This window comes from Pimelobacter simplex (assembly GCF_024662235.1).
Lineage (GTDB): Bacteria > Actinomycetota > Actinomycetes > Propionibacteriales > Nocardioidaceae > Nocardioides.
Map to the genome: position 1 here is coordinate 5320966 of NZ_CP096276.1, position 26967 is coordinate 5347932.

Here is a 26967-nt window from a genome sequence, read left to right on the forward strand (position 1 = left end):
TAATCCACGCGTACCGCGCTCCCGCGTGGGAATGTTCGGTTCATGGACCGCGAGGCGCTGCTGGCCGAGGTGCTCGGTCACCTCGCCGAGGGGACGGCCGAGGTGGGTTGCGCGGTCGCTGCCGCGGCGGCGCGCGAGGGCGACCCGGCGGCGTACGGCCTGGCGGGTCTGGCCGGCTTCTGGCTCGGCGACTTCGCCGAGGCGACCGCGCAGGCGGCCGCGGGCCTGACCGCCGCGGACGACGACCGCACGCGGGCCTGGTGCCTCGCGGTCGCCGTCCTGGCTGCGGCGGGGGACCTCGACGCCCCGCCGCCCGACCGCGCGCTCCTGGCCCGGCTGCTCGCGGACGCCGACGAGCCGGGCTCGCGCTGGTGGTCCGCGGTCCGGTACGTCGCCGCCGAGGCCGCCCTCGTCTCGGCCCGGATCGGCGAGGCTGCGGCGATCGACGCCGCCGGACCGCCTGCGGGAGCGGCCTGGGCGGGCCACCCCTTCGCGCCGCTGATGTGGGTCTGCCAGGCCCGGATCGCCGCCTTCTCCGGGCGGATCGAGCGCGCCCAGGAGGTGCTCGGCGCGGTGCGTGCGTCCGTGGTGCCGGGCAGCCGGGTCGCGCCGGTGGTCGAGGCGGTCGCCGTCCTGGTCCAGGGCAATGCGGGCGACGCCGAGGTGGGCCTGGTCGCGGAGCAGGTCGCCCAGCACGTGCCGCCCGCGCCCCGCGACTTCATCGACCGCGGCGCGCTGCTGCTGCTCGCCTACGGCGCGATCGCCGTGTACGACGTGGCCGCCGCCTCGGCGCTGGTCTTCCGGGCCGGCGCCGACGAGGCGCTCAGCCGCTGCACGCTCATCGACCGCGCGCTCTCCTTCGAGACCCTGCTCCACGCCGCGCTCCTCGCCGACGACCAGGACGCCGCCGGCGTCTGGCTCACCGCGCTGTCCGCACTCGCCGCGCACCCGGTCACGGCGCCGTCGGTGCTGCGGGCACGGGGGCGGGCCGCGCTGATGACCGGGGACGCCGCGACCGCGGTCGACCTGCTCACCCGCAGCATCGAGGGCTGCCTGGCCGACGACCGGGGCGTGGAGGCCGCCGAGGGCCAGATCCTGCTCGCCCGGGCCCGGATCCAGGAGCACGACCTCGGCGCCGCCTCCCGCACCCTGCGCGAGCTCGTCGCCGACAGCGACCGCTCCGGTCACGCCGCCGTACGGCGGGCGGCGGGTGCCGTCCTCGCCGCCTCCGGGCGCCGGCTGCCCCCGGTCGCCGGAGCGGGCTGGGACGTCCTGTCGGAGCGCGAGGCCGAGGTCGCCCGGGCGATCCTCGCGGGCCTGGAGGTCGACGAGATCGCGGCCCGCCTGTTCCTCTCGCCGAGCACGGTCCGGGCCCACGTCTCGCGGGTGCTGTGCGCCTTCGGCGTCGCGACCCGGGTCGGCCTGCTCGCCGCCGTCGGCGGGGCCGCGCCCGACCGCACCGTCCCCGGAGCGCCGGCCGCCGCGCCGCTCAGCCCGCGCCAGGCCGAGGTCGCCGGGCACGTCGCCGCGGGCTGGACCAACCAGCAGATCGCCGAGGTCCTCGGGATCTCGGTCAAGGGCGTCGAGAAGCACGTCGGCGACGTGCTGCTGCGCTGGGGCGCGGGCTCGCGCTTCGAGATCGCCCGCATCTGGTGGGCGGGCTCGGCCCTGGGACCGGCCGGCTCAGCGAGCTGAGCGACCGAGCGCCCGGCGGACCTGCGTCCGGACCTCGCGCCAGGCGCGGCGTACCGGCGCGACCACGGTGCGTCCGGCCCACCGCAGTGCGGGCGCGACCAGGGTCCGGTGAGCCCAGCGGAAGGGCACCGCCAACGCCCCGCCGAGCGCCTGCAGCGCGCCGCCGGCGACCTGCCAGGCCCAGCGCAGGGCACGGCCGATGGGGGCGAGGATCCCGCGGCCGAACGGCGCCACCAGGACCCGCCACAGCCACAGGGTCGGCGTCAGCACGAGGTACTGCCAGCACCAGTCGAGGACGCGTCCGGCCGGGCGGGCGACGTACGCCAGGAACCAGCGCAGCGGCACCGCGAGGAGCCGGCCGAACGGCCGGAGCAGCCGGCCGACCCAGCGCCAGAACGCCACCCACGGCCGGACGACGACGCCGTCCCAGAACCGCTCGACCAGGCCGGCGGCCGCGCCGAAGCCGTCCCACAGCGCGCGCACCGGCAGCACCACGAGCACCGCGACGACGCGGGCCGGCCAGCGCACGAGGACGTGCGCGGGCGGCTCCGGCGGCTCCAGCGGCTCGGGCGCCTCGGGCGCCTCGGGCGGGGCGCTCGGGTCGGTCATGAGCCCGATTGTGCCGGGGCGTCCGAAGGTTGCGTCGGCCCCCGCTGGTAGACACGACGACATGACCTCCGAGGCACCCACCGACGCCGCCGTCCGCGCCCGCGCCGAGGAGCACCTGCGTGCCCTGGTCGGGCGCCCCGACGCCCGGTTGTACGACGACCAGTGGGCCGCCATCTCCGCCCTCGTCGTCGAGCGGCGCCGTGCGCTCGTCGTCCAGCGCACGGGGTGGGGAAAGTCCGCGGTCTACTTCGTCGCGACCCTGCTGCTGCGCGCCGAGCAGGCCGGCCCGACCGTGATCATCTCGCCGCTGCTCGCCCTGATGCGCAACCAGATCGCCGCCGCCGAGCGGGCCGGCATCCGCGCGGTGACGGTCAACTCCACCAACATGGAGCAGTGGGACGAGGTGCACCGCGCGATCGCCGCCGGTGAGGTCGACGTCCTGCTGGTCAGCCCCGAGCGGCTCAACAACCCGGGCTTTCGCGACGAGGTGCTGCCGCGGCTGGCCGAGACCTGCGGCCTGCTCGTGGTCGACGAGGCCCACTGCATCTCCGACTGGGGTCACGACTTCCGCCCCGACTACCGGCGCATCCGCACGCTGCTCGACGACCTGCCCGCCGGCATCCCCGTGCTCGCCACCACGGCCACGGCCAACCAGCGCGTGACGAACGACGTCGCGGAGCAGCTCGGAAAGGACACCCTGGTGCTGCGCGGCAGCCTCGACCGAGCGTCTCTGCGCCTGGGCGTGGTCCGTCTCAAGACGGCCGAGCAGCGGCTGGCCTGGCTGGCCGACCACCTCGCCGAGCAGCCGGGCAGCGGCATCGTCTACTGCCTCACCGTCGCCGCCACCCAGGAGGTCGCCGACTACCTCCGCTCGCGCGGGCACCAGGTCGCGGCCTACTCCGGCCAGACCGAGCAGACCGAACGCCTCGCGCTCGAGCAGGCGCTCATCGACGGCGAGGTCAAGGCACTCGTCGCCACCAGTGCGCTCGGCATGGGCTTCGACGCCTCGCTCGGCTTCGTCGTCAACCTCGGCGCCCCCAGCAGCCCGGTCGCCTACTACCAGCAGGTCGGTCGTGCCGGCCGCGGTCACGACCTGCCCGCCGGGGGTGCCTCGGTGGTGCTGCTGCCGGCCACCGAGGACCGCGACATCTGGGCCTACTTCGCCTCGCTCGCGTTCCCGCGCGAAGAGGTCGTTCGCGAGACTCTCGCCGCGCTCGCCGACGAGGGCCGGGCGCTCAGCACGGCCGCGCTCGAGCCGCGCGTCGACCTCTCCCGCACCCGCCTCGAGACGATGCTCAAGGTGCTCGACGTCGACGGTGCGGTACGACGCGTCCGGGGCGGCTGGGAGTCCACCGGGCAGCCGTGGGACTACGACGCCGACCGCTATGCGCGCGTCGCCGCCTCCCGGGCGGCCGAGCAGCAGGCGATGCTCGACTACCTGTCCTCGAGCGAGTGCCGGATGCGCTACCTCCGCGCCCAGCTCGACGACCCCGAGGTGCTGGCCGATGCGGGGTGGCGCTGCGGGCGGTGCGACAACTGCGGCGGGCTCGACCTGCCGACGGCGGTCTCGGCCGAGGCGATCGAGCAGGCTGCCGACCGGCTGGCGCGGCCCGGCGTACCGATCGAGCCGCGCAAGCTCTGGCCCACCGGACTCGCCGCGATCGGCGTCAGCCGCTCCGGCAAGATCAAGCAGCCGGCCGGTGAGGGGCGGGCGATCGCCCGGCTCACCGACCTCGGCCACGGCGCCGCGCTGCGCGGGCTCTTCGCGGCCGACGCCGTCGACGGCCCGGTCCCGGTGCCGCTGGCCCAGGCGATGGTGACGATGCTCCACGACTGGCAGCCCGCGATCGACGCGATCGTCGTCGCTGAGTCCGAGCGCAAGCCCCTGCTGGTGGCCGACCTCGCTGCTGGGCTGTCCCGGTTCCTCGGCGTCCCGGTGGTCGGCCGCTGGGCCGTCGTCGACCTCTCCGTCGGCCCCGACCGGGGCGCGACCAACTCCGCGCAGCGGGTGGCCGCGGTGACCCGGCGCTGCGCGCTCCAGCTCGACGATCCCGATGCGGTCCGGGAGCGCCGGGTGCTGCTGGTCGACGACCGGCTCGTCACCGGCTGGTCGCTGACGCTCGGCGCCGACGCGCTCCACGCGGCGGGTGCGGCCGCCGTCCTTCCGCTGGTGCTGGGGGTGAGCGGATGAGCTGACCTCCCTGAGCAACCCCTCGACAACAAAATAGAACGCGTTCTAGTCTCGCCCGCATGAGCGCACCCCGGTTCGACCGTCCCCTCCGCGTCGTCCAGTGGACGACGGGCAATATCGGCCGGAGATCGGCCCACGCGATCCTGTCCCGCCCCGACCTCGAGCTGGTCGGCGTCTACGCCCACGGCGCCGACAAGATCGGCAAGGACGCCGCCGAGCTCTGCGGCTGGCCCGAGCCGACCGGCGTCCACGCGACCGACGACGTGGCGGCGCTGCTCGCGCTCGAGCCCGACGCCTGCTGCTACAACCCGCTCTGGCCGGACGTCGACGAGCTCGTCACGCTCCTCGAGAACGGCGTCAACGTCTGCACCAGCGCCGCCTGGATCACCGGCGCCAAGCAGGCGCCCGCCGACCGCGCCCGGATCGAGGAGGCCTGCGCCCGCGGCGGTGCCTCGATCTTCGGCAGCGGCGCCCATCCCGGGATGACCAACCTGATCGGGATGGCCCTGAGCGGCTCGTGCGAGCACGTGGACGAGGTGCGCATCACCGAGTCGGTCGACTGCTCGACGTACGAGTCGGCGGGGACGCAGATCGCGATGGGCTTCTCCCAGGACCCGGCGACGCCCGGCCTGGCCGAGTCGGTCCGTCGCGAGAGCGAGGTCTTCGCCGAGTCCGCGGCGATGATGGCCGACGCGATGGGCGCGACGCTCGACCGGATGACCTTCGACGTCACGTTCACGGCCGCCACCGGCGACTCCGACCTCGGGTTCATGACGATCCCGGAGGGCACGGTGGCCGGCGTGATGGGCTACCACCGCGGCTGGGTGGGGGAGCGCAACGTGGTCAGCGTCGGGTTCAACTGGACGATGGGCAGCCACGTCGACCCGCCGAAGCCCCTGGCCCACGGCCACGTGATCCAGGTGTTCGGCCGGCCCAACATGCGCACGGTCGTGCAGTGCCTGCCCCCGAAGGACTGGACGGAGCCCGGCTACATGGGCCTCGGCATGATCTACACGGCGCTGCCGGTGACCAACGCGGTGCCCTTCGTGGTGGCCGCCGAGCCCGGGATCGTCACGCTCGCGGACCTCCCGCCGATCACCGGACGGATCCGCGCCTGAGGCGCTCACCTCCCGCGATCGGGTCGTGATCGGTCCTACAGTCCGAACATGACCGACGACGCTCCCGCGACCGGCACCCCGGACACTCCGGACCAGCCGGGCGACGGTCCGCAGCCCGACCAGACCGTACGGCGCCCGCGCGATCCCGCCCCGGAACCCGCGCCGCCCCCGGGCGGCACGGTGGTCGCGACCGCACCGGAGCCCCAGCCCGGCGGCCAGGGGTACGGCGGCCCGCCGGCCCCGCCCGGCGCCGCCCTCGACGCGCCCGGACCCGCCGACCCGGCCGCCGCGGCCAAGGCCGGACGTACCGGCGCGACCGGCGCGTTCGCCGCCGTCGGCGCCGGCCTGCTCGGCGCGGCCGTGGTCATCGCCCGGGTCCGGAGCCGGTCCGACGGCGAGCTCGACTGGTCCAACTTCGGCGTCGGCCTCGGCGCCACCGCGGTCCTGCTGCTCATCGCGCTCGTCGGCGCCACCACGGCCGGCCGCCGTGAGGGCAGCCGCGCCCGGACGGACCTGGTGACCTGGCCCGGCGTGGCCGGCATCCTCGGCGTCGCCCTCATGCTCGACGTCGGCATCGACAGCAAGGGCCACGGGATCGGGTACCTGATCGGCGCCGTGGTCGTCGTCCTCGCCGCGATCGGCTATGTGATCAGCCGCCGGGCCGCCTTCGTGGTGACCGCGATCGCCGGCCTGGGCATCCTCTACGCCCTCGGCTTCGAGGACCTGGTCGCCGACAACGTGAGCGACGCGAACGCCCCGGTCGTGATGGGCGCCGCGGTCGGCGTCTTCGTCGTCGCCGTCACCATCCTCGGCTGGGTGCTGCCCAGCCGGGCGATCTCGGGGGTCGCCGTGGGTGTGGTCGGCCTGGTGGCCTACGCCGGGATGCTGCTCATGATGCTGGCGCTGCGGATGATCGGGGAGTTCTTCGGCGGGCTCGGCGGCGGGCTGTTCCCGGGTGCGGGCGGTGCGGGCGGTCCGGACGGCGGCGGGACCGGTGAGTTCGGCTGGTACGCAGTCACCGGCGCCTACCGCGAGTCTGACGTCTGGTGGACCGTCGGCTTCGCCGGCGTCCTGGCGCTCGGCTGGGCGCTGGCCGCCGCGGTCTCGAACCACTCCGGCTTCGCCCTCCTCGCCCTCGCCACCCCGGTCGTGATCGCGCCGCTGGCCAGCGCGGTCCTGGCCGTGGAGCACCCGACCTGGTGGTCGGCGGTCCTGGCCTCGGGCGGCGGCATCCTGCTCCTCGGCGGCGTGCTGCTCGCCCGCCGGCGCGGCCGGGCGCTCACCCGACCGGCCTACTGAGCGGCCCGCCCCGCGGCCTGCCCAGCGGCCCGCCCAGCGGCCCGCCCAGCGGCCTGCCCAGCGGTGGCCAGCGCCGGCGAGCGCCGGAACACCGACGCGGGGAACTCCGTGTCGGCGCCGGCCGTTAGCGTCCCCATGTGAGCTTCGTTCCCGTCACCGGACCAGCGACCCTGCAGGTCAGGGACGGCGAGCCGACGACCATCGAGTTCACGGACGTCGCCGGAAGCCGCCGGGTCGCGCTGCCCATGGCCGCCGCGCTCCCGGTCCTGAGCCGGAGCCGCAGCCGGAGCCAGGCCCCGGCGGCGGGCGCGGAGCCGGTCCATCCCAGCGTCGCGCTGCTCGGCGGAGCGGCGCTCCTGGGACTGCGCCTGGTCGCGGCCGGCAAGATCGCGGCCGGTCCCGCGGCGACCTGGCGCGTCGACGGACTCGACGAGCGCGACACCGACGCGGTCGAGCGGCTCGCCCACGCCCGCGCGTACGACGGGCTGCCGCCCGCCGACGCCGTCGTCCTGGTCCGCCAAGTGCTCGACGCGGTGGCCGCCACGCTGCCGCGGGCGGCGCCGGCTCCGCCGCCCGCGCCGGTGGCGCGTACTCCCGAGGACTTCGCCGACCGGGTCCGGCGCCGGCTCGCCGACCGGGTCCGGTCACACCCGGGCCGCGACGGCGGCGACCCGGTGCTGCCCGAGCTGGTGAGCATCTCGCTGCGGGTCGAGGCCGACGAGGAGGAGCTGATCGCGGGCGCGGTCCGGATCGTGCTCCAGGTCCACGACGAGCGCGACCCGCTCCACGTCTGCGACGCGGCGCTGCTGTGGACCGGGGGTCCGGCCGACCACGGGTTCGGGAGCCGGGCGCGGGTCCACGCCAGCATCGCGCTGCGCGCGGCTGCCGACGCCTGGCCGGTGCTCGACCGGCTGCTGGCGCTCGCGGTCCCCGACCAGCTGGTGCTCGACGGTGCCGACATCGCGAGCCTGCTCGACCACGTCGGGGCGCTGCGCGACGTACGCGTCGACGTGCACTGGCCGCGGGCGCTCGGCCCCGAGCTGACCACGCGGGCCGTCCTCGACCGGCGGACCGAGGGGGACCAGGACGGCGGCGGACGGGGCGCGGAGCTGCCGCTGCAGGAGAGCCCGTTCTCGGCGGCGGGACTGTTCTCGTTCTCGTGGCAGGTCGCGCTGCACGGGGAGGCGCTCAGCGAGGCGGAGATGTCCGAGCTGGCCCACGCGGCGAGCCCGATCATCAAGCTCCGCGGAGCCTGGACGGTGGTCGACCCGACGACGGCCCAGCGCGCCCGCAAGCGCCTCATCCGCAAGGCGACCGGTGCCCAGGCGCTCGCCGCCGCCCTGACCGGGGTAACCGAGGTACCGGCGACCACCGCCGCCACCACCACGGCGAGCCCCGGTGAGCCCGCCTCGGCCGAGGTGATCGTGGGCGCGAGCCTGCTCCGGGTCCGCGAGCAGATCCTGGCCGCGGCGACCCGGGACCCGCTGCCCGAGCCCGCGGGGCTGGCGGCGACCCTGCGCGACTACCAGCGCCACGGCCTCACCTGGCTCGCGGACCTCACCGGCCTCGGTCTCGGCGCCTGCCTGGCCGACGACATGGGCCTGGGCAAGACGATCACCCTCATCGCGCTCCACCTGCACCGCCGCGCCCAGCCCGCCACCCGCGACGGCGCGACGCTCGTCGTGTGCCCGGCGAGCCTGCTCGGCAATTGGGAGGCCGAGATCGAGCGGTTCGCGCCCGGCGTACCGGTCCGGCGCTTCCACGGAGGCGCCCGCGACCTCGACGACGTCCAGGACGGCGGCGGGTTCGTGCTCACCACCTACGGCACCCTGCGCCGCGACGTCGCCACCCTGGCCGGCGTCGCCTGGGACCTGGTCGTCGCGGACGAGGCCCAGCACGTCAAGAACTCCCGTACGTCGACCGCCCGCGCCCTGCGCCAGCTCCCGGACCGGGCCCGGGTCGCGCTCACCGGTACCCCCGTCGAGAACGACCTCACCGAGCTCTGGTCGATCCTCGACTGGTGCGTGCCGGGCCTGCTCGGCAGCCGCCAGGCGTTCCGCCGGGTGTGGGGCGCACCGATCGAGTCCGGGACCGAGCCGACCAAGGCGCGCCAGTTCGCCGACCTGATCGGCCCCTTCCTGTTGCGCCGGCGCAAGTCCGACCCGGGCATCGCGCCCGAGCTGCCCCCCAAGACCGAGACCGACCACCTGCTGGGGCTGACCCGCGAGCAGGTCGTCCTCTACGAGGCGTTCGTCAAGGACACCATGGAGCGCATCGAGCGCGCCGACGAGGAGACCCGCCGCGGCCTGGTCCTCGCGCTGCTCACCGGCCTCAAGCAGATCTGCAACCACCCGGCGCAGTTCCTCAAGCAGTCCGGCGCGGTCCGGCTGACCGGTCGCTCCGAGAAGCTCGAGCTCCTCGACGAGCTGGTCGCCACCGTCCTCTCCGAGGACGGCGCGGTCCTCGTCTTCACCCAATACGTCGCCATGGCCCGCCTGATCGAGCAGCACCTCACCGCGATCGGGGTGCCGCACCAGTTCCTCCACGGCGGTACGCCGGTCGGCCGGCGCGAGGAGATGGTGCGCCGGTTCCAGGACGGCGCCGTCCCGGTCTTCCTGCTCTCGCTCAAGGCCGGCGGCACCGGCCTCAACCTGACCCGCGCCGACCACGTCATCCACGTCGACCGCTGGTGGAACCCGGCCGTCGAGGAGCAGGCGACCGACCGGGCCTACCGGATCGGCCAGACCCGCCCGGTCCAGGTGCACCGGATGGTCACCCGCGGCACCATCGAGGAGCGCGTCGCCCAGCTGCTCGACCGCAAGCGCCAGCTCGCCGACGCCGTCCTGGCCCGCGGCGACGCCGCCCTCACCGAGCTCAGCAACGAGGAGCTGCGCGACCTGGTCACCCTGCGCCGCCAGCAGCGCGAGGAAGCCGCGGCCGCGGACGAGGCGGTCGACTGATGCGCACCACCTTCGCCCGCCAGACCCAACCCGCGCGCGGTATCCGCTCGTGGTGGGGCAAGGCGTGGCAGCGGGCGGTCGAGGAGGCCGCCTACTCCGAGGCCGAGCTGCGCCCCGGACGCGCCGCCGCCCGCCGTGGTGACGTGGGCGGCATCAGCGTCGACAGCGGCAGCCTGCTGGCCGCCGTACGCGAGGGGGATGACGCGTGGACCGTCGAGGTCGCCGTACCCACCCTCGACGACGAGACCCGCGCCGCCCTGGTCGAGGTGGTCGCCGCGGAGTCCGGCCGGGTCGCCGAGCTGCTCGCCGGCAACCTCCCGCACGACCTCGTCGAGCACGCCGAGGAGGTCGGCGTCGAGCTGCTGCCCTACGGCGGCGAGCTGGTCGCCACCTGCACCTGCCCGCACTACCTCGCGCCCTGCGCCCACGCTCTCGCCCTGCTCATCCAGACCGGCTGGCTCCTCGACGCCGACCCGCTGGTGCTCTTCGCCCTGCGCGGCCTCGACCGCGAAGCGCTGCTCGCCGCCCTCCACGCCCGCACGGTCGCCGACGTCTCCGGCGACGCGACCACTGCGACCGGGACCCCGACCACCGCCGACCTCGCGGACGACGTCGAGCTCGTGGTCGAGGCCGCGCTGCGGGCCCAGCGGCTGGTGCCGTTGTTCGAGGCGGGCGACGAGCTGCCCGAGGGCCTGCTCTAGTCGGCCAACGCGTCCAGGTGCTCCCCCAGCGCCCGTACGACGCCCGCCCGGCGCCCCGCGTCCTGCATGGCGTGGAGCGCGAGCCCGTCGACCAGTGCGTGCAGCGTCAGCGCCTCGCGGTCGAGGTCGCGCCGCTCAGCGACGAGGCCCGCGGCGCGCAGCTCGTGGACGCAGCTGAGGCACAGCCCGGCAATGGCGTCGTGGGCGGCATCGGAGAGCTCGGTCAGCTCGGTGTGCCGGGGGCCCTCGGCCATGAGGGCGAGGTGGACGCGCATCTCGACGGTGCGCTCGTCGTCGAGGGGGAGCAGCTCGTGGAGGGCGCCGTCGACGCGGCGGCGCGGGTCGGGCTCGGTGCCGTGGCGGGCGACGCGGGCGGCGGCGCGCTCGTGGGCCAGGCTCATCGCGAAGGCCAGGAGCTCGGCCTTGGTCGGGAAGCTGTGCCGCAGCGAGCCGAGCACGAGGTCGGCCTCGGCGGCCACCGTGCGCAGCGAGACGGCGCCGACGCCCTCGCGCAGCACCAGGCGCCACACGGCCTCGCCGATGCGGGCGCGCCGCGCCTCATGATCGATCGTCCGCGGCACACCTGGATATTAGCACGACTGTGCTACGGTCCGTCGTGTGTTCGTCGCCGCCTTCATCGCCGCCTCCGAGATCGGTCTCTGGGTGCTGCTCGGGCTCGGGCTCGCGCTGCGGTACCTGTTCCGCCGGCGCCGGGCCAGCACGATCACGCTCGCGCTCATCCCGGTCCTCGACGCGCTGCTCGTCGGCGCCGTCGCGGTCGACCTGCACCGCGGCGCCGAGGCCGGTACGACGCACGGGATCGCCGGGCTCTACCTCGGCTTCTCCCTCGCCTTCGGTCCCGCGATCGTGCGCTGGGCCGACGTCCGGTTCGCGCACCGCTTCGCCGGCGGACCGGCGCCGGTCAAGATCGCCAAGCACGGACCCGAGCGGATGGCCTACCTGTGGCGCGAGTGGTTCCGCGTCGTCCTCGCCGCGGCCATCGCCTCGGTGGTCATGCTCGGGCTGGTCCTGCTCGTCGCCGACGACAGCCAGGACGCCGGTCTGATCGCGTGGATCCGCCCGCCGTGGACCCTGGTCGGCCTCTGGTTCATCTTCGGGCCGCTCTGGGAGCTGCTGACGCCGCGTCAGCGCACGTCGGACGCCGCGCCGACGCCGACCGACAGCGAGCGCAGCTCGTCCTGATAGCCGGCGTACGCCGTCCGCATCGCCGTCGCCGGCCAGTCGCCGGGCAGCAGTGCGGCCGGCAGCAGCGGGTCCGCCGCCAGGTGCCGGACGACGTGCGCCGCGACCGCGAGCCGCAGGGCCGGGTCCGTGGTCGCCGCGAGGCGGGTCAGCAGGGCGCGTCCCTGGTGCGCCCAGGAGTCGAGGTCCCACAGGCGCGCGGCCAGCGCGGCGGCGTCCTCGTCCGGGCGGACCGCGAAGGTGCTCAGCACCTCCTCGTCGGCGTACCCCTTCGGGCGGCGCAGGTTGGCCGGCCGGGTCCAGACGCCCTCGCGCAGCTCCGCCAGCCGGTACGACGCCAGCCGGTCCCGCAGCGCCGCCCGCTCGGCGCCGGTGCGTCCGGCGACCACGACGACCGCCATCTCCCAAGTGCCGTCCCAGCCGGTCTCGGCGTCGAGCACCGCCTCGTCCTGGCGGCGCTGGCGCGCGGCCAGCCGCTCGCCCAGCACGTAGTCGCCGGCGTCGCGCTGGAGGTCGCCCGCGGCGACGGCGCGGGTCAGCGCGACCCGGCTGGTCGCCGCCGGGATGCCGAAGTGCTCGCCGGCGCGGACCAGCTCGGCGGCCGACATCCGGTCCGGGTGCGAGCCGAGCAGCATGCTCAGCATCACCGAGCGGGCCGACAGCGGCGCGAGCGCTTCCTCCACGTCGGTCATGCTACACATCTAGACACGGTTGTGGAGCAAATCGTAATATCGATCCCATGACGACGCACGAGGTGTTCAACCAGGTCCCCCCGCTGGTCGGTCACGACACCGCCGCGGACCCCGCGCTGCTCGAGGGCGTCGAGCGCGAGGGCGCCGGCTGGGCCCTCGACGAGATCCGCACGGTCGGCCGGCTGGCCGGCACCGCCGAGGCGATCGACCTCGGCCGGCTCGCCGAGCGCGTCCCGCCGCGGCTGCACACCCACGACCGCTACGGGCGGCGCGTCGACGAGGTGGAGTACGTGCCGGCGTACCACCGGCTGATGGAGACCGCCGTCGGTCACGGCATCCACGCCGCCCCGTGGGCCGACGACCGGCCCGGTGCCCACGTCGCGCGCGCGGCGAAGTTCTACGCCTGGAACGTCGACGCGGGCCACGGCTGCCCGATCTCGATGACCTACGCCGTCGTCCCGGCGCTGCGCGCCAACCCCGAGCTCGCGGCCCGCTTCGAGCCGCTGCTGACCAACCGCGAGTACGACTTCGGCCTGCGCGACCCCGCGACCAAGCGCGGTCTCATCGCCGGCATGTCGATGACCGAGAAGCAGGGCGGCTCCGACGTCCGGGCGAACACCACGACCGCGACCCCGCAGCCCGACGGGACCTACCGGATCGTGGGCCACAAGTGGTTCACCTCGGCACCGATGTCCGACATGTTCCTCACCCTCGCCCAGGCGCCCGGCGGCCTGTCCTGCTTCCTGCTGCCGCGCGTGCTGCCCGGCGGCGAGGCCAACCCGATCCGCTTCCTGCGGCTCAAGGACAAGCTCGGTAACAAGTCCAACGCCTCGTCCGAGATCGAGTACGACAACGCGGTCGGCTGGCTCGTCGGCGAGGAGGGCAAGGGCGTCAAGACGATCGTCGAGATGGTCAACATGACCCGCCTCGACTGCGTGATCGGCAGCGCCTCCGGCATGCGCAGCGCCCTCGTCCAGGCCGCCCACCACGCCCGCCACCGCGCCGCCTTCGGCAAGCTCCTCATCGACCAGCCGCTCATGCGCAACGTCCTGGCCGACCTGGCCGTCGAGTCCGAGGCCGCCACCACCGCCATGATGCGCCTGGCCGGCGCCAACGACCGCGCGATCCACGGCGACGCCGGCGAGGGCGCACTGCGCCGCCTCGCGCTCGCCGCGACGAAGTACTACGTCTGCAAGCGCGGCCCGGTCCTGGCCAACGAGGCCCTCGAGTGCCTCGGCGGCAACGGCTACATCGAGGACTTCGACCTGGCCCGCATCTACCGCGAGCTCCCCCTGCTCTCCATCTGGGAGGGCTCCGGCAATGTCGCCGCCCTCGACGCCCTGCGCGCCATCGGCCGCGAGCCCGAGTCCCTCGACGCCTTCTTCGGCGAAGCCGAGCTCGCCCTCGGCACCGACGCCCGCTACGACGACGCGGTCACCTCGCTCAAGAAGGAGCTCACCCAGTTCGACGACATCGAGCTGCGCGCCCGCCGCCTGGTCGAGCAGATCGCCGTCGTCTTCCAGGCCGGCCTCCTCATCCGCCACGCCCCGACCGCCGTCGCCGACGCGTTCTGCGCGACCCGCCTGGCCCGCGACTGGGGCAGCGCCTTCGGCACGATGCCGGCCGGCCTCGACCTCGCCCCGATCCTGGAGCGCACCGAGCCCGGCTTCTGACCCGATTTCTCCGGTCGCGCCCGTAAGAATCGGCCCGCTGCGGTGTCTCCTGTCCCGGAGGGTGGCCGGCCCGAGTTGCGCTCTCCCGCGCTCGATCGCCGGCTGCCGCAGGTCCGGGCGGTGTCCCCTAAATTCCGGTCCGGACCGCTCCGCGCGGGGGCCGCGCCCGTACCTCCCCGTACGCAGCGCGCCCCCGCACCTCAGGCCGTGCGGGGAGCCGGGCCGGGCGGGAGCGCGGTCAGCCACTGGGTGAGGGCCTCGACCTCCGCCGCGATCCCGTCGTAGCGCGCGACACCGGACGAGACCTCGATCCGGGCGACGCCGGCGAGCGGCCCCGCGATCTCGATCCGGACGAGGCGGTGCGCGACGTAGCTCATCGTGCAGCCGGTGATCGTCTCGTCGAAGGTCGAGCCCCAGGGGTGGCCGTTGCCCTGCGCGCTGCACCAGGCCTCGCGCAGCAGGCGCACCGAGGCGTAGGTGTCTCGGGGGTCCGTGCCCGACTGCGTGTTGAGCTCGACCCGGAGCGTCAGCGGTCGACCGCGGTGGCGGCCGGCCAGGGTGCAGGCGGCCGTCTCCTTGGCGACCTGGGGAACGGTCTCGTGCTCGGTCTCGGTGAGCCGCCACCGCGCCACGAGACCCGCGGGGAGCGTGGTGCACAGGTTGTCCGGCAGGGCGGCCGGTCCATGGGCCGGCGCCGGTTCGGGCAGCTCGGCCGGCGCGCTCCGGACGCCGCCCGAGCAACCGGTCGTCGCGAGCAGGACGAGCCCCACCGCGAGCGAGCGCACGGCCCGCATCAGGCCGCCGGTACGTCGAGCGCCGCCAGCGCCATCGACGCCAGCAGGTCCCGCAGCGCCCCGTCGGGGATCGCGTGGCCGGCCCGGGGCGTGGAGTTGAGCAGCCCGAAGGCGGCCTGGGCGGCGGCGTGGGCGCTGGCCCGGTCGAGGTCGGGGCGCAGCGTGCGGAGCTGGTCGGCCCAGAGGGTGATGTAGGAGCGCTGGAGGCGGCGTACCTGCTCGCGGGCGTCGGCGGGGAGGGACTCCCAGTCCCGGTCCTGGACGACGATCAGCGGCCGGTGCGACAGGGCGAACTCCACGTGCCAGTCGACGAGCCCGCGCAGGGCCGCGGCCGGGTCGCCGGCGCCGGCCCGCACGCGCTCCTGGCCGACGGAGAGCAGGTGCTCGCTGATCGAGGTCAGCATCTCGGCGAGCATCGCCTGCTTGGACGAGAAGTGCTTGTAGAGCGCCGGGCCGGAGATGCCGCAGGCGGCGCCGAGGTCGGCGACCGAGACGCCGTGGAACCCGCGGGCGGCGAACATCTCGGCCGCGGTGGCCAGGATCTGCTCCCGGCGGCTGGTCTCGGTCACCCCCGAAGGTTAGGGCACGGCCGGGGTGGCGTCCGCGGGATCACCCGGTGCAGGCGGACGTGAGGTAGTCGTCGATCGAGCTGGTGCCGACCTGCTCCTTCTTGGCGGCCTTGGCGAGCTGGTCGACGGTCTTGCTCTGCCGGACCAGGCGGTCGAGGGTGTCGAGCTCGGTGAGGGCGGCCGGGGGGAAGTCCTCGGGGACGCCGACCTCGTAGATCTTGTCGAGCGCGGTGAGCACCTCCTGCCAGTCGCCGGTGTTGCCGGGCCGGGCGCCGTCGACGGTGTCGTCGGCGTCCTGCATCGCGGTGCAGAACGAGGCGACGTCGGCGCCCATCGCGAAGCCGGACTGGGCGGCCACGCCGTCGACGTCGGAGAGGGCCGCGGCCGGGGGAGCCGGCGAGGGGGACTCCGCGGTGGCCTTCGCCTCGGGAGCGCTGTCGGTACCGCCGCAGGCGGCGAGGGTCACCGAGAGCAGGACGGCGAGGAGGGCTGCGTGGGGGCTCCGCATGCGCCCGAGTATCGCCCAGTTTGGTCATGACCCGGTCAGCGGGCGCTGCTAGGACGGGTCGGGGGCATGTGAATCGCACCGCAACCACCTAGGAGACGACATGTGGAAGATCACGGCCCGGATAGGGATCGGGGTGATCGCCGTCGCCCTCGCCACGGCGACCACGCCGGCCCTGGCGGGCGACACCGGTGGGTCCGCCGGTGGCGCCCGCGCCACCGGGCACGCACTGCGCACCATCACGCCGCTGAACGGCCCTCGGGGTATCGACGCGCTGGGCCACGGCCGCACCTTGGTCAGCGAGACGAACGGCGACTTCAGCCTGGTCATCGAGCGCCGGCACAAGCCGGCCCGGGTGATCAGGCTGGGCAACCTCCCGACCGACTTCCCGCCCGCGATCGCCCGGGGGCGACACGGCACCATCTACCTGCTGACGGGCGCCTCCGGGCCGCCGCCGGCCGAGCGCTCCGCGGCCCCGCTGCAGGGCCGGGCCCGGGCGGCCGCCGCCGCCGATCCGGCTCCCGGGGCGACGCTCTTCATGTGGCGCCCGGGCTGGGCGGCACCGAAGCCGGTGGCCGACATCGGCGCCTACCAGGCCACCGACCCTGACCCGTCGGACCAGGAGGGCTTCCCCGAGGACAGCAACCCGTTCGGGGTGGTCGCGCTGCGCGACGGCACGGTGCTGGTCTCCGACGCCGCCGGCAACGACCTGCTGCGGGTGTGGCCGCGGACCGGCAAGATCCGCACGGTGGCCCGGCTCCTGCCGCGCCTGGTGCCGGTGCCCGCGGGGCTGCCCGACGTCCCGCCCGAGGAGGGTGGCCCGCTGCCGCCCGCCGGTACGCCGATCCTGTCCGAGGCGGTCGCCACGTCGGTGACGGTCGGGGCCGACGGCTACTGGTACGTCGGTGAGCTGCGCGGCTTCCCGGCCACCCCCGGCACCTCGCAGATCTGGCGGATCAAGCCCGGCACGACCAACGCCACCTGCGACCCCGCCCACCCGTGGAAGGGCGCCTGCAAGCGGTACGCCGACGGCCTGACCTCGATCACCGACCTGGCGGCCGGGCCACGGGGGATCTACGCACTGGAGCTGTCCAAGAAGAGCTGGCTCGGCTTCGAGCTCGGTCTGCCCGGCGCGGAGGAGGGCGGTCTGTTCCTGGTCCGCCGTCCCGGACACCCCCCGCGGATCCGTGAGCTCGCTGCCGGAAAGCTCATCCTTCCCGGCGGCGTCGACGTGAGCGATCATGTCTACGTCGTGGGCCCCTTGTTCGGCCCCGGAGCCCTCCTGCGGCTCCGCTGACCTCACGACCGGGAGCGCGGCTCTTGCGCCCCAGGTTAACGATCATTAACCTGGGGCGCGTGTCCGACAACGCCGAGCCCACCCTCCGGGACCTCGCTGCCGACCTCCGCGACCGCCTGGCGCGGGTGCGCCAGGGTGGCAGCGAGGCCGCGCGCACCAAGCACACCGACCGCGGCAAGCTGCTGGTCCGCGACCGGGTCGACGGCCTGCTCGACCCCGGCAGCCCCTTCCTCGAGCTCGCGCCGCTGGCGGCGTACGGCATGTACGGCAAGGGCGAGGGCGACGACCACGCCGTCCCCGCCGCCGGTGTCGTGGCCGGCATCGGCCGGGTCGAGGGCCGCAACACCCTGGTCGTCGCCAACGACGCGACGGTCAAGGGCGGCACCTACTACCCGATGACGGTCAAGAAGCACCTGCGTGCCCAGACCGTCGCCGCCGAGAACCGGCTGCCCTGCGTCTACCTCGTCGACTCCGGCGGCGCCTTCCTGCCGATGCAGGACGAGGTGTTCCCCGACAAGGAGCACTTCGGCCGGATCTTCTTCAACCAGGCCAACATGTCCGCGCGCGGCATCCCGCAGCTCGCCGCGGTGATGGGCTCGTGCACCGCCGGCGGCGCCTACGTCCCGGCGATGTCCGACGAGACGGTCATCGTCAAGAACCAGGGCACGATCTTCCTCGGCGGCCCGCCGCTGGTGAAGGCCGCGACCGGTGAGGTCGTCAGTGCCGAGGACCTCGGCGGCGGCGACGTCCACGCCCGCAAGAGCGGTGTCGTCGACCACCTCGCCGACGACGACGCCCACGCGCTGCGCATCCTGCGCGGCATCGTCGCCACGCTGCCCGACCAGCCGCGCGCCACCGACCTCGCGCCGGTCGAGGACCCGCTCGAGCCCCCCGAGTCGCTCTACGACGTCGTGCCCACCAGCACCCGCACGCCGTACGACGTGCGCGAGGTCGTCCGCCGCCTCGTCGACGGCAGCCGGTTCCAGGAGTTCAAGCAGCTCTACGGCGAGACGCTGGTGTGCGGCTTCGCCCGCATCCACGGTCACCGGGTCGGCATCGTCGCCAACAACGGCATCCTGTTCAGCGAGTCCGCGCTCAAGGGCGCCCACTTCGTCGAGCTGTGCAACCAGCGCGGCATCCCGCTGCTGTTCCTGCAGAACATCTCCGGCTTCATGGTCGGCCGCGAGTACGAGAACCGCGGCATCGCCCGCGACGGCGCCAAGCTCGTCACCGCGGTCGCCTGCTCCGTCGTGCCCAAGCTCACCGTCGTCATCGGCGGCTCCTTCGGCGCCGGCAACTACGGCATGTGCGGCCGCGCCTACGACCCGCGCTTCCTGTGGATGTGGCCCAACTCCCGGATCTCCGTGATGGGCGGCGACCAGGCCGCCGGCGTGCTCGCCACCGTCGCCGGCCGCGAGGACGACGAGGAGTTCAAGGCGCCGATCAAGGAGCAGTACGAACGGCAGGGCTCGCCGTACTACGCCAGCGCCCGGCTCTGGGACGACGGCGTGATCGACCCCGCCGACACCCGCCGGGTGCTCGGCATGGCGCTCGACGTCGTCTCGACGGTGCCCACGCCCGACCCCAACTACGGCATCTTCCGGATGTGAGTCACCGATGATCACCACGCTCCTCATGGCCAACCGCGGCGAGATCGCCCGCCGCGTGTTCCGCACCTGCCGCGACCTCGGCATCCGCACCGTCGCGATCCACACCGACATCGACGCCGACGCGCTCCACGTGCGCGACGCCGACGTCGCGATCCGCATCCCCTCCTACCTCGACGCCGACGCGGTGCTCGCTGCCGCCAAGGAGGCGGGCGCCGACGCGATCCACCCCGGCTACGGCTTCCTGTCCGAGAACGCCGGCTTCGCCGAGGCCGTCACCGGCGCGGGCATCGCCTGGGTCGGCCCGACGCCCCGGGTGATCGAGCAGATGGGCCGCAAGGACGCCGCCCGCGACCTCGCCGTCGCGGCGGGCGTGCCGGTCGTGCCGTCGTACGGGCTCGACGAGGACCCCGCCACCTTCGCCTACCCGGTGCTGGTCAAGGCCGCCGCCGGCGGCGGCGGCAAGGGCATGCGCGTGGTCCGCGCGGCGGCCGACCTCGAGGCCGGGATCGCCGCGGCCAAGCGCGAGGCGGCGAGCGCCTTCGGCGACGACACCATCCTCATCGAGAAGTACGTCGAGCGCGGCCGCCACATCGAGGTGCAGGTGCTCGGCGACCAGCACGGCGCCGTCGTCCACCTGGGCACCCGCGAGTGCTCGGTGCAGCGCCGCCACCAGAAGGTCATCGAGGAGGCGCCCGCCCCGGCGCTCGACGACGACCTGCGCGCCCGGATCCACGACTCCGCGGTCGCGCTGTCGGCCTCGGTGGGCTACCAGAACGCGGGCACGATCGAGTACCTCCTCGACGCGAGCACCGGCGACTTCTACTTCCTGGAGATGAACACCCGCCTCCAGGTCGAGCACCCGGTCTCCGAGATCCACGCGGGCGTCGACCTCGTCGCGCTTCAGCTCGCCGTGGCCGCGGGGGAGCCGCTGCCGTTCGACCAGTCCGGGCTGCGGTTCTACGACCACGCGATCGAGGCGCGGATCTATGCCGAGGACGCCTTCGGCGGGTTCCTTCCGCAGGCCGGCACCGCCGCGCTCGTCCACTGGCCCGAGCGCGCGCGGGTCGACCACGCGCTCGAGAGCGGCCAGGTCGTGAGCACGTCGTACGACCCGATGCTCGGCAAGGTCATCGTCTCGGGCCGCGACCGCACCGCCGCGCGCCGCGCGCTCGTCGCCGCGCTCGACGACACCGCGATCCTCGGGCTCACCACCAACACCGGCTTCCTGCGGGCGCTCGCGGCCGGCCCGGAGTTCGCCGAGCCCGGCGGCATCGACACCGCCTGGCTCGACCGCACCGAGCTGACCCGGCCCGACCCGGCCCCCGCCCGGGCGATCGCGGCGCGGCTCTGGCTCGACGCCAACACCGCCGCATCGGGCCCGTTCGCCGGCGACGGCTTCCGGATGGGGGCGCCCGCCGCCGTCCCGGTCGTCGAGCTCGACGAGCCCGCCGCGCCGGTCGCGCGCGTCCCCGAGGGGACCATCGCCCGGGCGAGCGCGCACGAGGTCGAGCTGGTCCACCGGGGCCAGCGCTTCGTGTTCGTGCGCCCCGACGCCAGCGCCGACCACGGTGCCGCCGCCGGCGACGGCACCGTCGTCGCGCCGATGCCCGGCACCGTGCTCGACGTACGCGTCGCCGAGGGCCAGCAGGTCGCCGAGGGCGACGTCCTCGGCGTGGTCGAGGCGATGAAGATGGAGCTCGCCCTCAAGGCGCCCTACGCCGGCGTCGTCACCAGCGTCTCGGCCGCCACCGGCCAGCAGGTCGCCCTCGGTGCCGAGCTGTTCGTCGTCGAGGAGGCCGCCGAGTGACCGCGCTGCCGATGGTCGTCCCCGAGCCGGGACTGCCCCCGAAGGTGACGATCTACGAGGTCGGCGCCCGCGACGGCCTGCAGAACGAGAAGACGAGCGTCCCGACCGAGGTCAAGGCGGAGTTCGTCCGCCGGCTCCTCGGCGCCGGCCTGCCGATCGTCGAGGCGACGAGCTTCGTGCACCCGAAGTGGGTGCCCCAGCTCGCCGACGCCGCCGAGCTGATGACCGGCCTGACCGCCGAGCTCGGTGACGCCGCCCGCCAGCTGCCCGTCCTCGTACCCAACCAGCGCGGTCTCGACCGGGCCGTCGAGCTGGGCCTGCGCCACGTCGCGGTCTTCGCCTCGGCGACCGAGACCTTCGCGAGCAAGAACCTCAACCGCACCCTCGAGTCCCAGTTCGAGATGTTCGAGCCGACCATCGCCGCCGCGCTCGCGGCCGGCATGGACGTCCGCGGCTACGTCTCCATGTGCTTCGGCGACCCGTGGGAGGGCGCCGTCCCCGTCGAGCAGGTCGTCGCCGTCGGCCGGCGCCTCCTCGATCTCGGCGTCGGCCAGCTCAGCCTCGGCGACACCATCGGGGTCGCCACCGCGGGTCACGTGCGCGCGCTCGTCGCGGCGTTCGGTGCCGCCGGGATCGGCCCGGACCGGCTCGCGCTGCACTTCCACGACACCTACGGGCAGGCGCTCACCAACGTCCACGCGGGCCTGCAGGCGGGGATCACGACCTTCGACGCCTCGGCGGGCGGCCTCGGCGGCTGCCCCTACGCCAAGAGCGCGACCGGCAACCTCGCCACCGAGGACCTCGTCTGGTTCCTCACCGGGCTCGGGATCGAGCACGGCGTCGACCTCGACGCGGTCGTCGCCACCAGCGTGTGGATGGCCGGTCAGCTCGGCCGGCCCAGCCCCTCAGCGGTCGTTCGCGCTCTCGGGGAACACTGACCGACACCGCCTGCTGCGCGTCGCGATGCACGCACGCTGGCTGCGTTGGCGTCGGTCGACGCTCCACCAGAGCGCCTCGCTCCGCCGCCTTGCCATCGCACGCGCCTCGCGACGCTCGCGACGGCGCTGTCGGTCAGCGTCTCCCCTCGGCGGCACGCCCGCCTGAGGGCGATTCGCCCCCCACCCTTACGGTTGACCGCATGAGCGGACGGGGGCGGGCCTGGGGGTGGGCGGCCGCGCTGCGCGGTGGCGCCACGACCCCGTGGCAGGACTGGGCGGCACGCGACGACGGTGACGGCGCGGCCTTCGCCGACCGGTTGCCCGGAGCGCAGCAGCTCGCGCTGCTACGCCGGCTCAACGTGCACGCCGACGCGGCCGGACGGACGGTCCCCGCGACCGTCGCCGAGCGCGTCCTCGCGGCCGGCGTCTCCGGCCGCGGCCGCAGCGACCTCCCGATCGCCGGTGTCGACGACGAGCGCTTCGGACCGCGCCCCGTCGATCCCGACACGCTCTCCGACGACGAGCTGCTCCGCGTGGCCTCGGCCCTCATCGCCGACGACGTCGCCGCGACGGCGGGTGCGCCGGTGCCCGAGCGGTCCTTCATCGACCGCGCCCGGGCGGTACGCCGTCCGTGGGTGCGCTCGTTCGTCATCGTCGGGATGCAGTGGCGTGCCGACGCCGTCCGCGCCGAGCTGGTCGCCCACGGGCACCGTCCGGGCGGACGCCGGCCGACGGCGTACCTGCTGGCCGACGACCTCGGCGCCGTCCTCGCCCAGGCCTGGACCGCGCGCTCGTTCGACCAGGGCGGCGTGACCTGGCGCCACTTCCTGCGCTCGTTCGCCGGTGCGGGACACCTGCCGCCGCGCGCCGACCTGGCCCGGATGGCCCGCTCCGCCGCCCACAAGTACGGCGCCGACAACGTCCGCGTCGTCCTCGATCCCGCGCTGCTGGCCGACGAGCTCGGCGTCCGCGCCATCGCCGGACCCCCGCACCTCGGCGCCCACGCGGTCGACCTCGTGCGCCGCGTCGGCGAGCCGCTCGGCCTGCTCGTGTCGGCCGAGGCGCGGCCGGGTCTGCTCCACGACACGCTCGCCCTCCGGCTGGCCGGACGGGGCGGCCCCGCGCCGACCGTCGCGCCGCGCTGGTCCGGCTGGCTGAGCTCCGAGGCGGAGCGCACTCGCCACGAGATCGCCGCGGCTGGCTACCCTGTGCTCGGCGATCTCGACCAGCTGCTGCCGCGTCCCCTCGGGGCGGACGGGGTGTTCCCGGTCGACGCCGAGGTGCTCTCCCTGGCGCTGGGGCTGCTCCTCGACCCCGTGACGGCGCCGGTGCAGGAGGAAGGGTGAGTCGGCGGGTCCTGCTGCACGTCGGTACGCCGAAGACCGGTACGTCGTACCTCCAGGACGTGCTGTTCCAGAACCGGCCGCGCCTGCTCAAGCAGGGCGTGAGCTATCCGGCCGACCGCTTCGACGCCCACTTCCTGGCCGCTCTCGACCTCATGCGGCTGCGCTGGGGCGGGCTCGAGGGTGAGGCCGTCGGCTCCTGGGACCGGCTCGCCCAGCAGGTGCGCGAGCACGACGGCACCTCGATCATCAGCCACGAGATCCTCGCGACCGCGTCCCGCACCCAGGTCGCCCGCGCGCTCGCCTCACTCGGCCACCGCCCCGGCGGCGACACCAGCGACGGCGGTACCGAGGTCCACCTGATCGTCTCGGTGCGCGACCTGGTCCGCCAGATCCCCGCCGAGTGGCAGGAGAACGTCAAGCACCGCGCCGGCTTCAGCTTCGGCCGCTTCCTCGAGCTCATCCAGGACCCGGACCGCGGGCACCGGGTCGGTGCGTGGTTCTGGGGCGTCCAGGAGATCCCCGACATCCTCGCCCGCTGGGGTGCCGACCTGCCGCCCGAGCGGGTGCACCTGGTCACCGTGCCGCCGGCCGGCGGTCCGCCGGACCTGCTCTGGCGCCGCTTCAGCGAGGCCTTCGACCTCGACCGGCTCGACCTCGAGCTCACCACCGAGCGGGCCAACCCGAGCCTCGGCGTACCGGAGTCGGCGCTGCTGCGCCGGATCAACCGGGTCGCCGCCCGCGACCTCCCGCCCCAGCACTACCGACCGCTGGTCCGCGAGCTGCTCGCCCACCAGACGCTGTCGAAGCGCACCAGGTCCGCACGCCTGGGCCTGCCGCCCGATCAGTACCCGTGGGTCCACGCCCTCGCCGACTCCTGGATCGCCGAGCTCACCGAGCGCGGGTACGACGTCGTGGGCGACCTCGCGGACCTCCGCGGCGCCGACGTACCCACCCGCCGCTGGGTCGACCCGGACGCCCCTCCGGAGCGTCAGGTCGCCGCCGCCGCGGTCGACGCGATCAAGGCGCTGCTCGTCGAGAACGCCAAGACCGAGACCGAGAACGAGCGGCTCCGCGCCAAGCTCGAGGAGGCCCGCCGCGACCTGGTCCGGGCCCGGACGCCGCGCCTGCTCCGCTCGATGGAGTGGACGGTCAACCGGCTGGAGGGCAGCCCCCCGGGGCGCAAGGCCCTCGGCGCCTACCGCGCCGCGCGCGGCAAGAACTCGCGCCCGGCGTAGCGCCCCACCCGCCAGGTGCTCCACGCGTCGGCCACCCCGCCGACCGCACCACCCACCAGCGGGACCCGCTTGCCGATCGTGGTCACCATCCGCTTGCCGACCACCCGCCCGACCAGCTCGCCGGCCAGCACCGTCGACACGGTGCGGTCGAGCGTCGGGTCGTGGTGGGGCGCGGTCGCGATCGCCATCGGCGGCGCCGGGATCTGCTGCCTCTTCACCATCGTCCGCACGACGTCCTCCCCGAGGATGCAGACCAGGATCGCGTTGCGCACCCGCGGGTCGTCCAGGTCGTGCCCGCGCAGGTGCGCGATACCCGCCACCATCCGGCACTGGATGAGCGCCAGCCCGGCGATGCTCGCCGGCGCCACGATCGTCGCGGTGATCAGCCCGCCGAGGTTGGTCGCCATGCCCTCGACGCCGGCGTACGCCACGTGGTTCTCGATCACCTCGCGGATCGCCTTGTCCACATTGCCCCGCTGCTCGCGCAGCTGCTCCTCGGCCGCGGCCGCCGCCGGCGGCAGTGGCCCGACCCCCTGGATCGCCCGCTGCAGCGCCTCGCGCACGAACGACTGCGTCAGCCCGGGCGCCATCTGGACCGCGCGCGGCGCGAGCTGGCGGGCGGCCTCGACGGCGAGGCCCTTGGTGAGTCCGGACGGCTTGAGACGCGGTGCCATACGTGAATCCTAGGATTCGGTCCATGCCCGTCGAGCCGCCCGCGTCCCCCTGGGCCTTCCCGAGCCGGGCCGACCTCGCCGCGCTCCCCGTCCTCGACCCCGGCGGTCTGGACCAGCCGGACGACCCCGGCGAGGGCACCCACGACCCCAGCGACCTCGTCGCGATCGGCGCCGACCTGGCGCCGGGGACCCTCCTGGCGGCGTACCGCACGGGGCTCTTCCCGATGCCCGAGGGCCGCTCGGTCGGCTGGTGGTGCCCGGCCTTCCGCGGCGTGCTGCCCCTCGACGGCCTGCGGGTCTCGCGCTCGCTGCGCCGCTCGGTGCGCGACTTCGAGATCCGGATCGACACCGCCTTCGACGAGGTCGTCGCCGCGTGCGCCGACCCGGTGCGCCCGCACGGGTGGATCGATCGCCGCATCGCCCGTGCGTACGGCGATCTGCACCGCCTGGGCTGGGCGCACTCGGTCGAGGCGTGGCAGGACGATCGCCTCGTCGGCGGCCTGTACGGCGTCGCCGTCGGCGGCCTGTTCGCCGGGGAGTCGATGTTCCACCACGTCACCGACGCCTCCAAGGTCGCGCTCGTCGGCCTGGTCGCGGCGCTGTCCGGGGACGCCGACGGCGCCGCCGGCCGCCGGCTGATCGACGTCCAGTGGGCCACCCGGCACCTGACTGGTCTAGGTGTGCGCGAGATCACCCGCACCGAGTACGTCGGCCGCCTGGCCCGCCTCGTCGAGGTCCCCGCAGCGTCGTGCTGGACGTCCTGAGCGCATCCGCGGACCCTCGCGCGTCATGGACCGGCTATCCGGAGTTCGCCTTTGCTGTGAATAGTCTGAGCGCGACAGGGCAGGGTGTCCCTCGGGTCGCCAGGCTCGGAAGCGCCCTGCGCGCGGCACGTGTAGGTGCCGCAACCCTAGGAAAGGAATCGACATGACCTCCATCAAGCGCCCGCTGGCTGCTGCCGGCGCCGCGGTCCTGATGGGCCTGACGCTGACCGCCTGCGGCGGCAGCTACCCGACCGATGCGTCGAAGGACGACTTCTGCAACGGCTTCAAGGACATCGTCACCGCGACCACCGCGGTCAAGGGTGACGAGCCCAACGAGGACGAGTGGAAGAAGATCCAGGAGGCCTACGGCGACCTGGGCGACACCGGTACGCCCAAGGGCATCGGCAAGGACGAGCGCAAGGGCTTCGAGGCCATGGTCGACGCGATCACCGACCTGGACTACAAGGACGCCAAGAAGGCGTTCGGCGACAAGGACGGCGAGAGCTCGGTCCCCGGCGTCTCGAAGGACGACGAGGACAACATCGAGACGTTCACCAAGTACGTCGGCACCACGTGCGCGGAAGCGCTCTCCGGCAGCTGATCCTCCGCCTCACGGCCACCCCCCAGACCGAGCTCCAACGGAAGGAAATCGACATCATGCTTCTCCCCAAGCGCCCGCTGGCCACCGCCGGCGCCGCCGTCCTGCTGGCCCTCTCGCTGACCGCCTGTGGTGGCGGCGCCCCGAGCGACGCCTCCGTCAAGGACTACTGCAAGGCGGTCAAGGGCGACACCGCCAACACCGACTTCCTCAAGGCCTTCGAGGACAAGGACTACGACAAGATCCTCGACCTGTTCAAGGAGCAGGCCAAGAAGGTCGAAGAGGTCGGCACGCCCAAGGGCATCCCGGACGACGCCCGCGAGGGCTTCGAGATCCAGCTCGACGCGATCAAGAAGATCGACAGCGACGACGTCAAGAAGGCGTTCGAGTCCGAGGACGGCGCCGACCCGTTCAAGGACAAGATCTCGAAGGACGACGAGAAGAAGGTCGAGGCGTACTCGAAGTACGAGTCCGAGACCTGCTCCGACTCCATCGACGTCCCGACGCCGGACCTCCCGTCCGACCTGCCGACGGACCTCCCGACGGACCTGCCGACGGATCTCCCGACGGACCTGCCGACGGAGCTGCCGTCCGACCTCCTGTCGAACCTGCCGACCGACCCGGCCGAGCTCGAGAGCCTGCTCTCCGACCTGCCGACGTCCGCGTCCTGAGCACACCCGGTCCGGCCG

24 protein-coding genes are annotated in these 26967 nt (G+C 74.4%); 17 read left to right on the plus strand and 7 right to left on the minus strand.

The annotated features are described in order from the left end of the window. The first annotated feature begins 42 nt into the window (after positions 1–42). Positions 43–1695 carry a helix-turn-helix transcriptional regulator gene (locus tag M0M48_RS26135; RefSeq protein ID WP_257753361.1) on the plus strand — a complete coding sequence of 551 codons (1653 nt, stop codon included), beginning with the start codon at positions 43–45 and terminating at the stop codon, positions 1693–1695. Here M0M48_RS26135 and M0M48_RS26140 read toward each other — a convergent pair. Further along, entirely contained in the window at positions 1684–2304 is a 621-nt protein-coding gene (locus tag M0M48_RS26140) for a hypothetical protein (RefSeq protein WP_257753362.1), read from the minus strand. The genes M0M48_RS26135 and M0M48_RS26140 overlap by 12 nt on opposite strands. Positions 2305–2365: 61 nt before the next feature. On the opposite strand from M0M48_RS26140, the gene M0M48_RS26145 reads away from it, so the two are divergent. The 5 genes from M0M48_RS26145 (at position 2366) to M0M48_RS26165 (ending at position 10573) form a co-directional block, all read left to right on the plus strand. Next, the gene (locus tag M0M48_RS26145) at positions 2366–4495 is read left to right on the plus strand and encodes a RecQ family ATP-dependent DNA helicase (RefSeq protein WP_215816718.1); all 2130 of its coding nucleotides are present in this window, start codon (positions 2366–2368) and stop codon (positions 4493–4495) included. A gap of 59 nt (positions 4496–4554) precedes the next feature. Continuing rightward, positions 4555–5613, plus strand: a complete 1059-nt coding sequence (locus tag M0M48_RS26150) for an NAD(P)H-dependent amine dehydrogenase family protein (protein WP_257753363.1) — start codon at positions 4555–4557, stop codon at positions 5611–5613. A 48-nt stretch (positions 5614–5661) separates the two neighbouring features. Then, positions 5662–6912: a hypothetical protein gene (locus M0M48_RS26155; RefSeq protein ID WP_257753364.1), complete on the plus strand. Its 1251-nt coding sequence runs from the start codon at positions 5662–5664 to the stop codon at positions 6910–6912. A gap of 137 nt (positions 6913–7049) precedes the next feature. Continuing rightward, a complete protein-coding gene (locus M0M48_RS26160; protein WP_257753365.1) occupies positions 7050–9872 on the plus strand; it encodes a DEAD/DEAH box helicase in 2823 nt (940 codons plus the stop codon). Beyond that, positions 9872–10573, plus strand: a complete 702-nt coding sequence (locus M0M48_RS26165; protein ID WP_257753366.1) for an SWIM zinc finger family protein — start codon at positions 9872–9874, stop codon at positions 10571–10573. The genes M0M48_RS26160 and M0M48_RS26165 overlap by 1 nt, the downstream gene beginning before the upstream one ends. On the opposite strand, the gene M0M48_RS26170 is transcribed toward M0M48_RS26165, so the two are convergent. Further along, positions 10570–11154, minus strand: a complete 585-nt coding sequence (locus M0M48_RS26170) for a TetR/AcrR family transcriptional regulator (RefSeq protein WP_257753367.1) — start codon at positions 11152–11154, stop codon at positions 10570–10572. The genes M0M48_RS26165 and M0M48_RS26170 overlap by 4 nt on opposite strands. Positions 11155–11191: 37 nt before the next feature. Here M0M48_RS26170 and M0M48_RS26175 point away from each other — a divergent pair, with 37 nt between their 5' ends. Further along, entirely contained in the window at positions 11192–11776 is a 585-nt protein-coding gene (locus M0M48_RS26175) for a hypothetical protein (protein WP_257753368.1), read from the plus strand. Here the strand turns inward: M0M48_RS26175 and M0M48_RS26180 are convergent. After that, positions 11719–12468: a PaaX family transcriptional regulator C-terminal domain-containing protein gene (locus tag M0M48_RS26180; RefSeq protein ID WP_257753369.1), complete on the minus strand. Its 750-nt coding sequence runs from the start codon at positions 12466–12468 to the stop codon at positions 11719–11721. The two genes, M0M48_RS26175 and M0M48_RS26180, sit on opposite strands and share 58 nt — an antisense overlap. 47 nt (positions 12469–12515) lie before the next feature. On the opposite strand from M0M48_RS26180, the gene M0M48_RS26185 reads away from it, so the two are divergent. Further along, positions 12516–14141 (plus strand): acyl-CoA dehydrogenase family protein, encoded by a 1626-nt coding sequence (locus M0M48_RS26185; RefSeq protein WP_257753370.1) that lies wholly within the window; start codon positions 12516–12518, stop codon positions 14139–14141. Between the two features lie 200 nt (positions 14142–14341). Here the strand turns inward: M0M48_RS26185 and M0M48_RS26190 are convergent, their stop codons facing one another. Genes M0M48_RS26190 through M0M48_RS26200 form a run of 3 tightly spaced genes read right to left on the minus strand, consistent with a single transcriptional unit; the run spans position 14342 to position 16012 of the window. After that, positions 14342–14935 carry a hypothetical protein gene (locus tag M0M48_RS26190; protein WP_257753371.1) on the minus strand — a complete coding sequence of 198 codons (594 nt, stop codon included), beginning with the start codon at positions 14933–14935 and terminating at the stop codon, positions 14342–14344. Further along, complete coding sequence (locus M0M48_RS26195; protein ID WP_257753372.1) at positions 14935–15504, minus strand: TetR/AcrR family transcriptional regulator; 570 nt, start codon at positions 15502–15504, stop codon at positions 14935–14937. The genes M0M48_RS26190 and M0M48_RS26195 overlap by 1 nt, the downstream gene beginning before the upstream one ends. Positions 15505–15544: 40 nt before the next feature. Further along, on the minus strand, positions 15545–16012 hold the full coding sequence (locus M0M48_RS26200; protein WP_257753373.1) for a hypothetical protein: 468 nt from the start codon (positions 16010–16012) through the stop codon (positions 15545–15547). A 100-nt stretch (positions 16013–16112) separates the two neighbouring features. Between M0M48_RS26200 and M0M48_RS26205 the strand changes: the two genes are divergently transcribed. The 6 genes from M0M48_RS26205 (at position 16113) to M0M48_RS26230 (ending at position 24242) form a co-directional block, all read left to right on the plus strand. Beyond that, positions 16113–17306 (plus strand): ScyD/ScyE family protein, encoded by a 1194-nt coding sequence (locus M0M48_RS26205; RefSeq protein ID WP_257753374.1) that lies wholly within the window; start codon positions 16113–16115, stop codon positions 17304–17306. A 59-nt stretch (positions 17307–17365) separates the two neighbouring features. Beyond that, the gene (locus M0M48_RS26210; RefSeq protein ID WP_257753375.1) at positions 17366–18916 is read left to right on the plus strand and encodes an acyl-CoA carboxylase subunit beta; all 1551 of its coding nucleotides are present in this window, start codon (positions 17366–17368) and stop codon (positions 18914–18916) included. 7 nt (positions 18917–18923) lie between these two features. After that, a complete protein-coding gene (locus tag M0M48_RS26215; protein ID WP_257753376.1) occupies positions 18924–20723 on the plus strand; it encodes an ATP-binding protein in 1800 nt (599 codons plus the stop codon). Further along, the gene (locus M0M48_RS26220) at positions 20720–21661 is read left to right on the plus strand and encodes a hydroxymethylglutaryl-CoA lyase (RefSeq protein WP_257753377.1); all 942 of its coding nucleotides are present in this window, start codon (positions 20720–20722) and stop codon (positions 21659–21661) included. The genes M0M48_RS26215 and M0M48_RS26220 overlap by 4 nt, the downstream gene beginning before the upstream one ends. A 200-nt stretch (positions 21662–21861) precedes the next feature. Then, complete coding sequence (locus M0M48_RS26225; protein WP_257753378.1) at positions 21862–23007, plus strand: hypothetical protein; 1146 nt, start codon at positions 21862–21864, stop codon at positions 23005–23007. Further along, positions 23004–24242 carry a hypothetical protein gene (locus M0M48_RS26230; RefSeq protein WP_257753379.1) on the plus strand — a complete coding sequence of 413 codons (1239 nt, stop codon included), beginning with the start codon at positions 23004–23006 and terminating at the stop codon, positions 24240–24242. Before M0M48_RS26225 ends, M0M48_RS26230 begins: the two co-directional genes overlap by 4 nt. Here M0M48_RS26230 and M0M48_RS26235 read toward each other — a convergent pair. Beyond that, on the minus strand, positions 24203–24916 hold the full coding sequence (locus M0M48_RS26235) for an EcsC family protein (protein WP_215816735.1): 714 nt from the start codon (positions 24914–24916) through the stop codon (positions 24203–24205). The two genes, M0M48_RS26230 and M0M48_RS26235, sit on opposite strands and share 40 nt — an antisense overlap. A gap of 23 nt (positions 24917–24939) precedes the next feature. Between M0M48_RS26235 and aat the strand changes: the two genes are divergently transcribed. The 3 genes from aat to M0M48_RS26250 all read left to right on the plus strand — a co-directional run bounded on the left by aat (position 24940) and on the right by M0M48_RS26250 (position 26949). Then, complete coding sequence (gene aat, locus M0M48_RS26240; RefSeq protein WP_257753380.1) at positions 24940–25680, plus strand: leucyl/phenylalanyl-tRNA--protein transferase; 741 nt, start codon at positions 24940–24942, stop codon at positions 25678–25680. Between the two features lie 163 nt (positions 25681–25843). Continuing rightward, on the plus strand, positions 25844–26281 hold the full coding sequence (locus tag M0M48_RS26245; RefSeq protein ID WP_257753381.1) for a hypothetical protein: 438 nt from the start codon (positions 25844–25846) through the stop codon (positions 26279–26281). A 56-nt stretch (positions 26282–26337) separates the two neighbouring features. Beyond that, on the plus strand, positions 26338–26949 hold the full coding sequence (locus tag M0M48_RS26250; protein ID WP_215816739.1) for a PT domain-containing protein: 612 nt from the start codon (positions 26338–26340) through the stop codon (positions 26947–26949). Positions 26950–26967 lie beyond the last annotated feature (18 nt).

Excerpts from the sequence above, each read along its gene's own strand:
- M0M48_RS26155 (WP_257753364.1), top strand. The coding sequence starts at position 5,662 with ATGACCGACGACGCTCCCGCGACCGGCACCCCGGACACTCCGGACCAG.
- M0M48_RS26225 (WP_257753378.1), top strand. The coding sequence starts at position 21,862 with ATGAGCGGACGGGGGCGGGCCTGGGGGTGGGCGGCCGCGCTGCGCGGT.
- M0M48_RS26205 (WP_257753374.1), top strand. The coding sequence starts at position 16,113 with ATGTGGAAGATCACGGCCCGGATAGGGATCGGGGTGATCGCCGTCGCC.
- M0M48_RS26245 (WP_257753381.1), top strand. The coding sequence starts at position 25,844 with ATGACCTCCATCAAGCGCCCGCTGGCTGCTGCCGGCGCCGCGGTCCTG.
- M0M48_RS26150 (WP_257753363.1), top strand. The coding sequence starts at position 4,555 with ATGAGCGCACCCCGGTTCGACCGTCCCCTCCGCGTCGTCCAGTGGACG.
- M0M48_RS26145 (WP_215816718.1), top strand. The coding sequence starts at position 2,366 with ATGACCTCCGAGGCACCCACCGACGCCGCCGTCCGCGCCCGCGCCGAG.
- M0M48_RS26250 (WP_215816739.1), top strand. The coding sequence starts at position 26,338 with ATGCTTCTCCCCAAGCGCCCGCTGGCCACCGCCGGCGCCGCCGTCCTG.
- M0M48_RS26215 (WP_257753376.1), top strand. The coding sequence starts at position 18,924 with ATGATCACCACGCTCCTCATGGCCAACCGCGGCGAGATCGCCCGCCGC.
- M0M48_RS26135 (WP_257753361.1), top strand. The coding sequence starts at position 43 with ATGGACCGCGAGGCGCTGCTGGCCGAGGTGCTCGGTCACCTCGCCGAG.
- M0M48_RS26190 (WP_257753371.1), bottom strand. The coding sequence starts at position 14,935 with ATGCGGGCCGTGCGCTCGCTCGCGGTGGGGCTCGTCCTGCTCGCGACG.
- M0M48_RS26185 (WP_257753370.1), top strand. The coding sequence starts at position 12,516 with ATGACGACGCACGAGGTGTTCAACCAGGTCCCCCCGCTGGTCGGTCAC.
- M0M48_RS26165 (WP_257753366.1), top strand. The coding sequence starts at position 9,872 with ATGCGCACCACCTTCGCCCGCCAGACCCAACCCGCGCGCGGTATCCGC.
- M0M48_RS26235 (WP_215816735.1), bottom strand. The coding sequence starts at position 24,916 with ATGGCACCGCGTCTCAAGCCGTCCGGACTCACCAAGGGCCTCGCCGTC.
- M0M48_RS26180 (WP_257753369.1), bottom strand. The coding sequence starts at position 12,468 with ATGACCGACGTGGAGGAAGCGCTCGCGCCGCTGTCGGCCCGCTCGGTG.
- aat (WP_257753380.1), top strand. The coding sequence starts at position 24,940 with ATGCCCGTCGAGCCGCCCGCGTCCCCCTGGGCCTTCCCGAGCCGGGCC.
- M0M48_RS26200 (WP_257753373.1), bottom strand. The coding sequence starts at position 16,012 with ATGCGGAGCCCCCACGCAGCCCTCCTCGCCGTCCTGCTCTCGGTGACC.
- M0M48_RS26140 (WP_257753362.1), bottom strand. The coding sequence starts at position 2,304 with ATGACCGACCCGAGCGCCCCGCCCGAGGCGCCCGAGGCGCCCGAGCCG.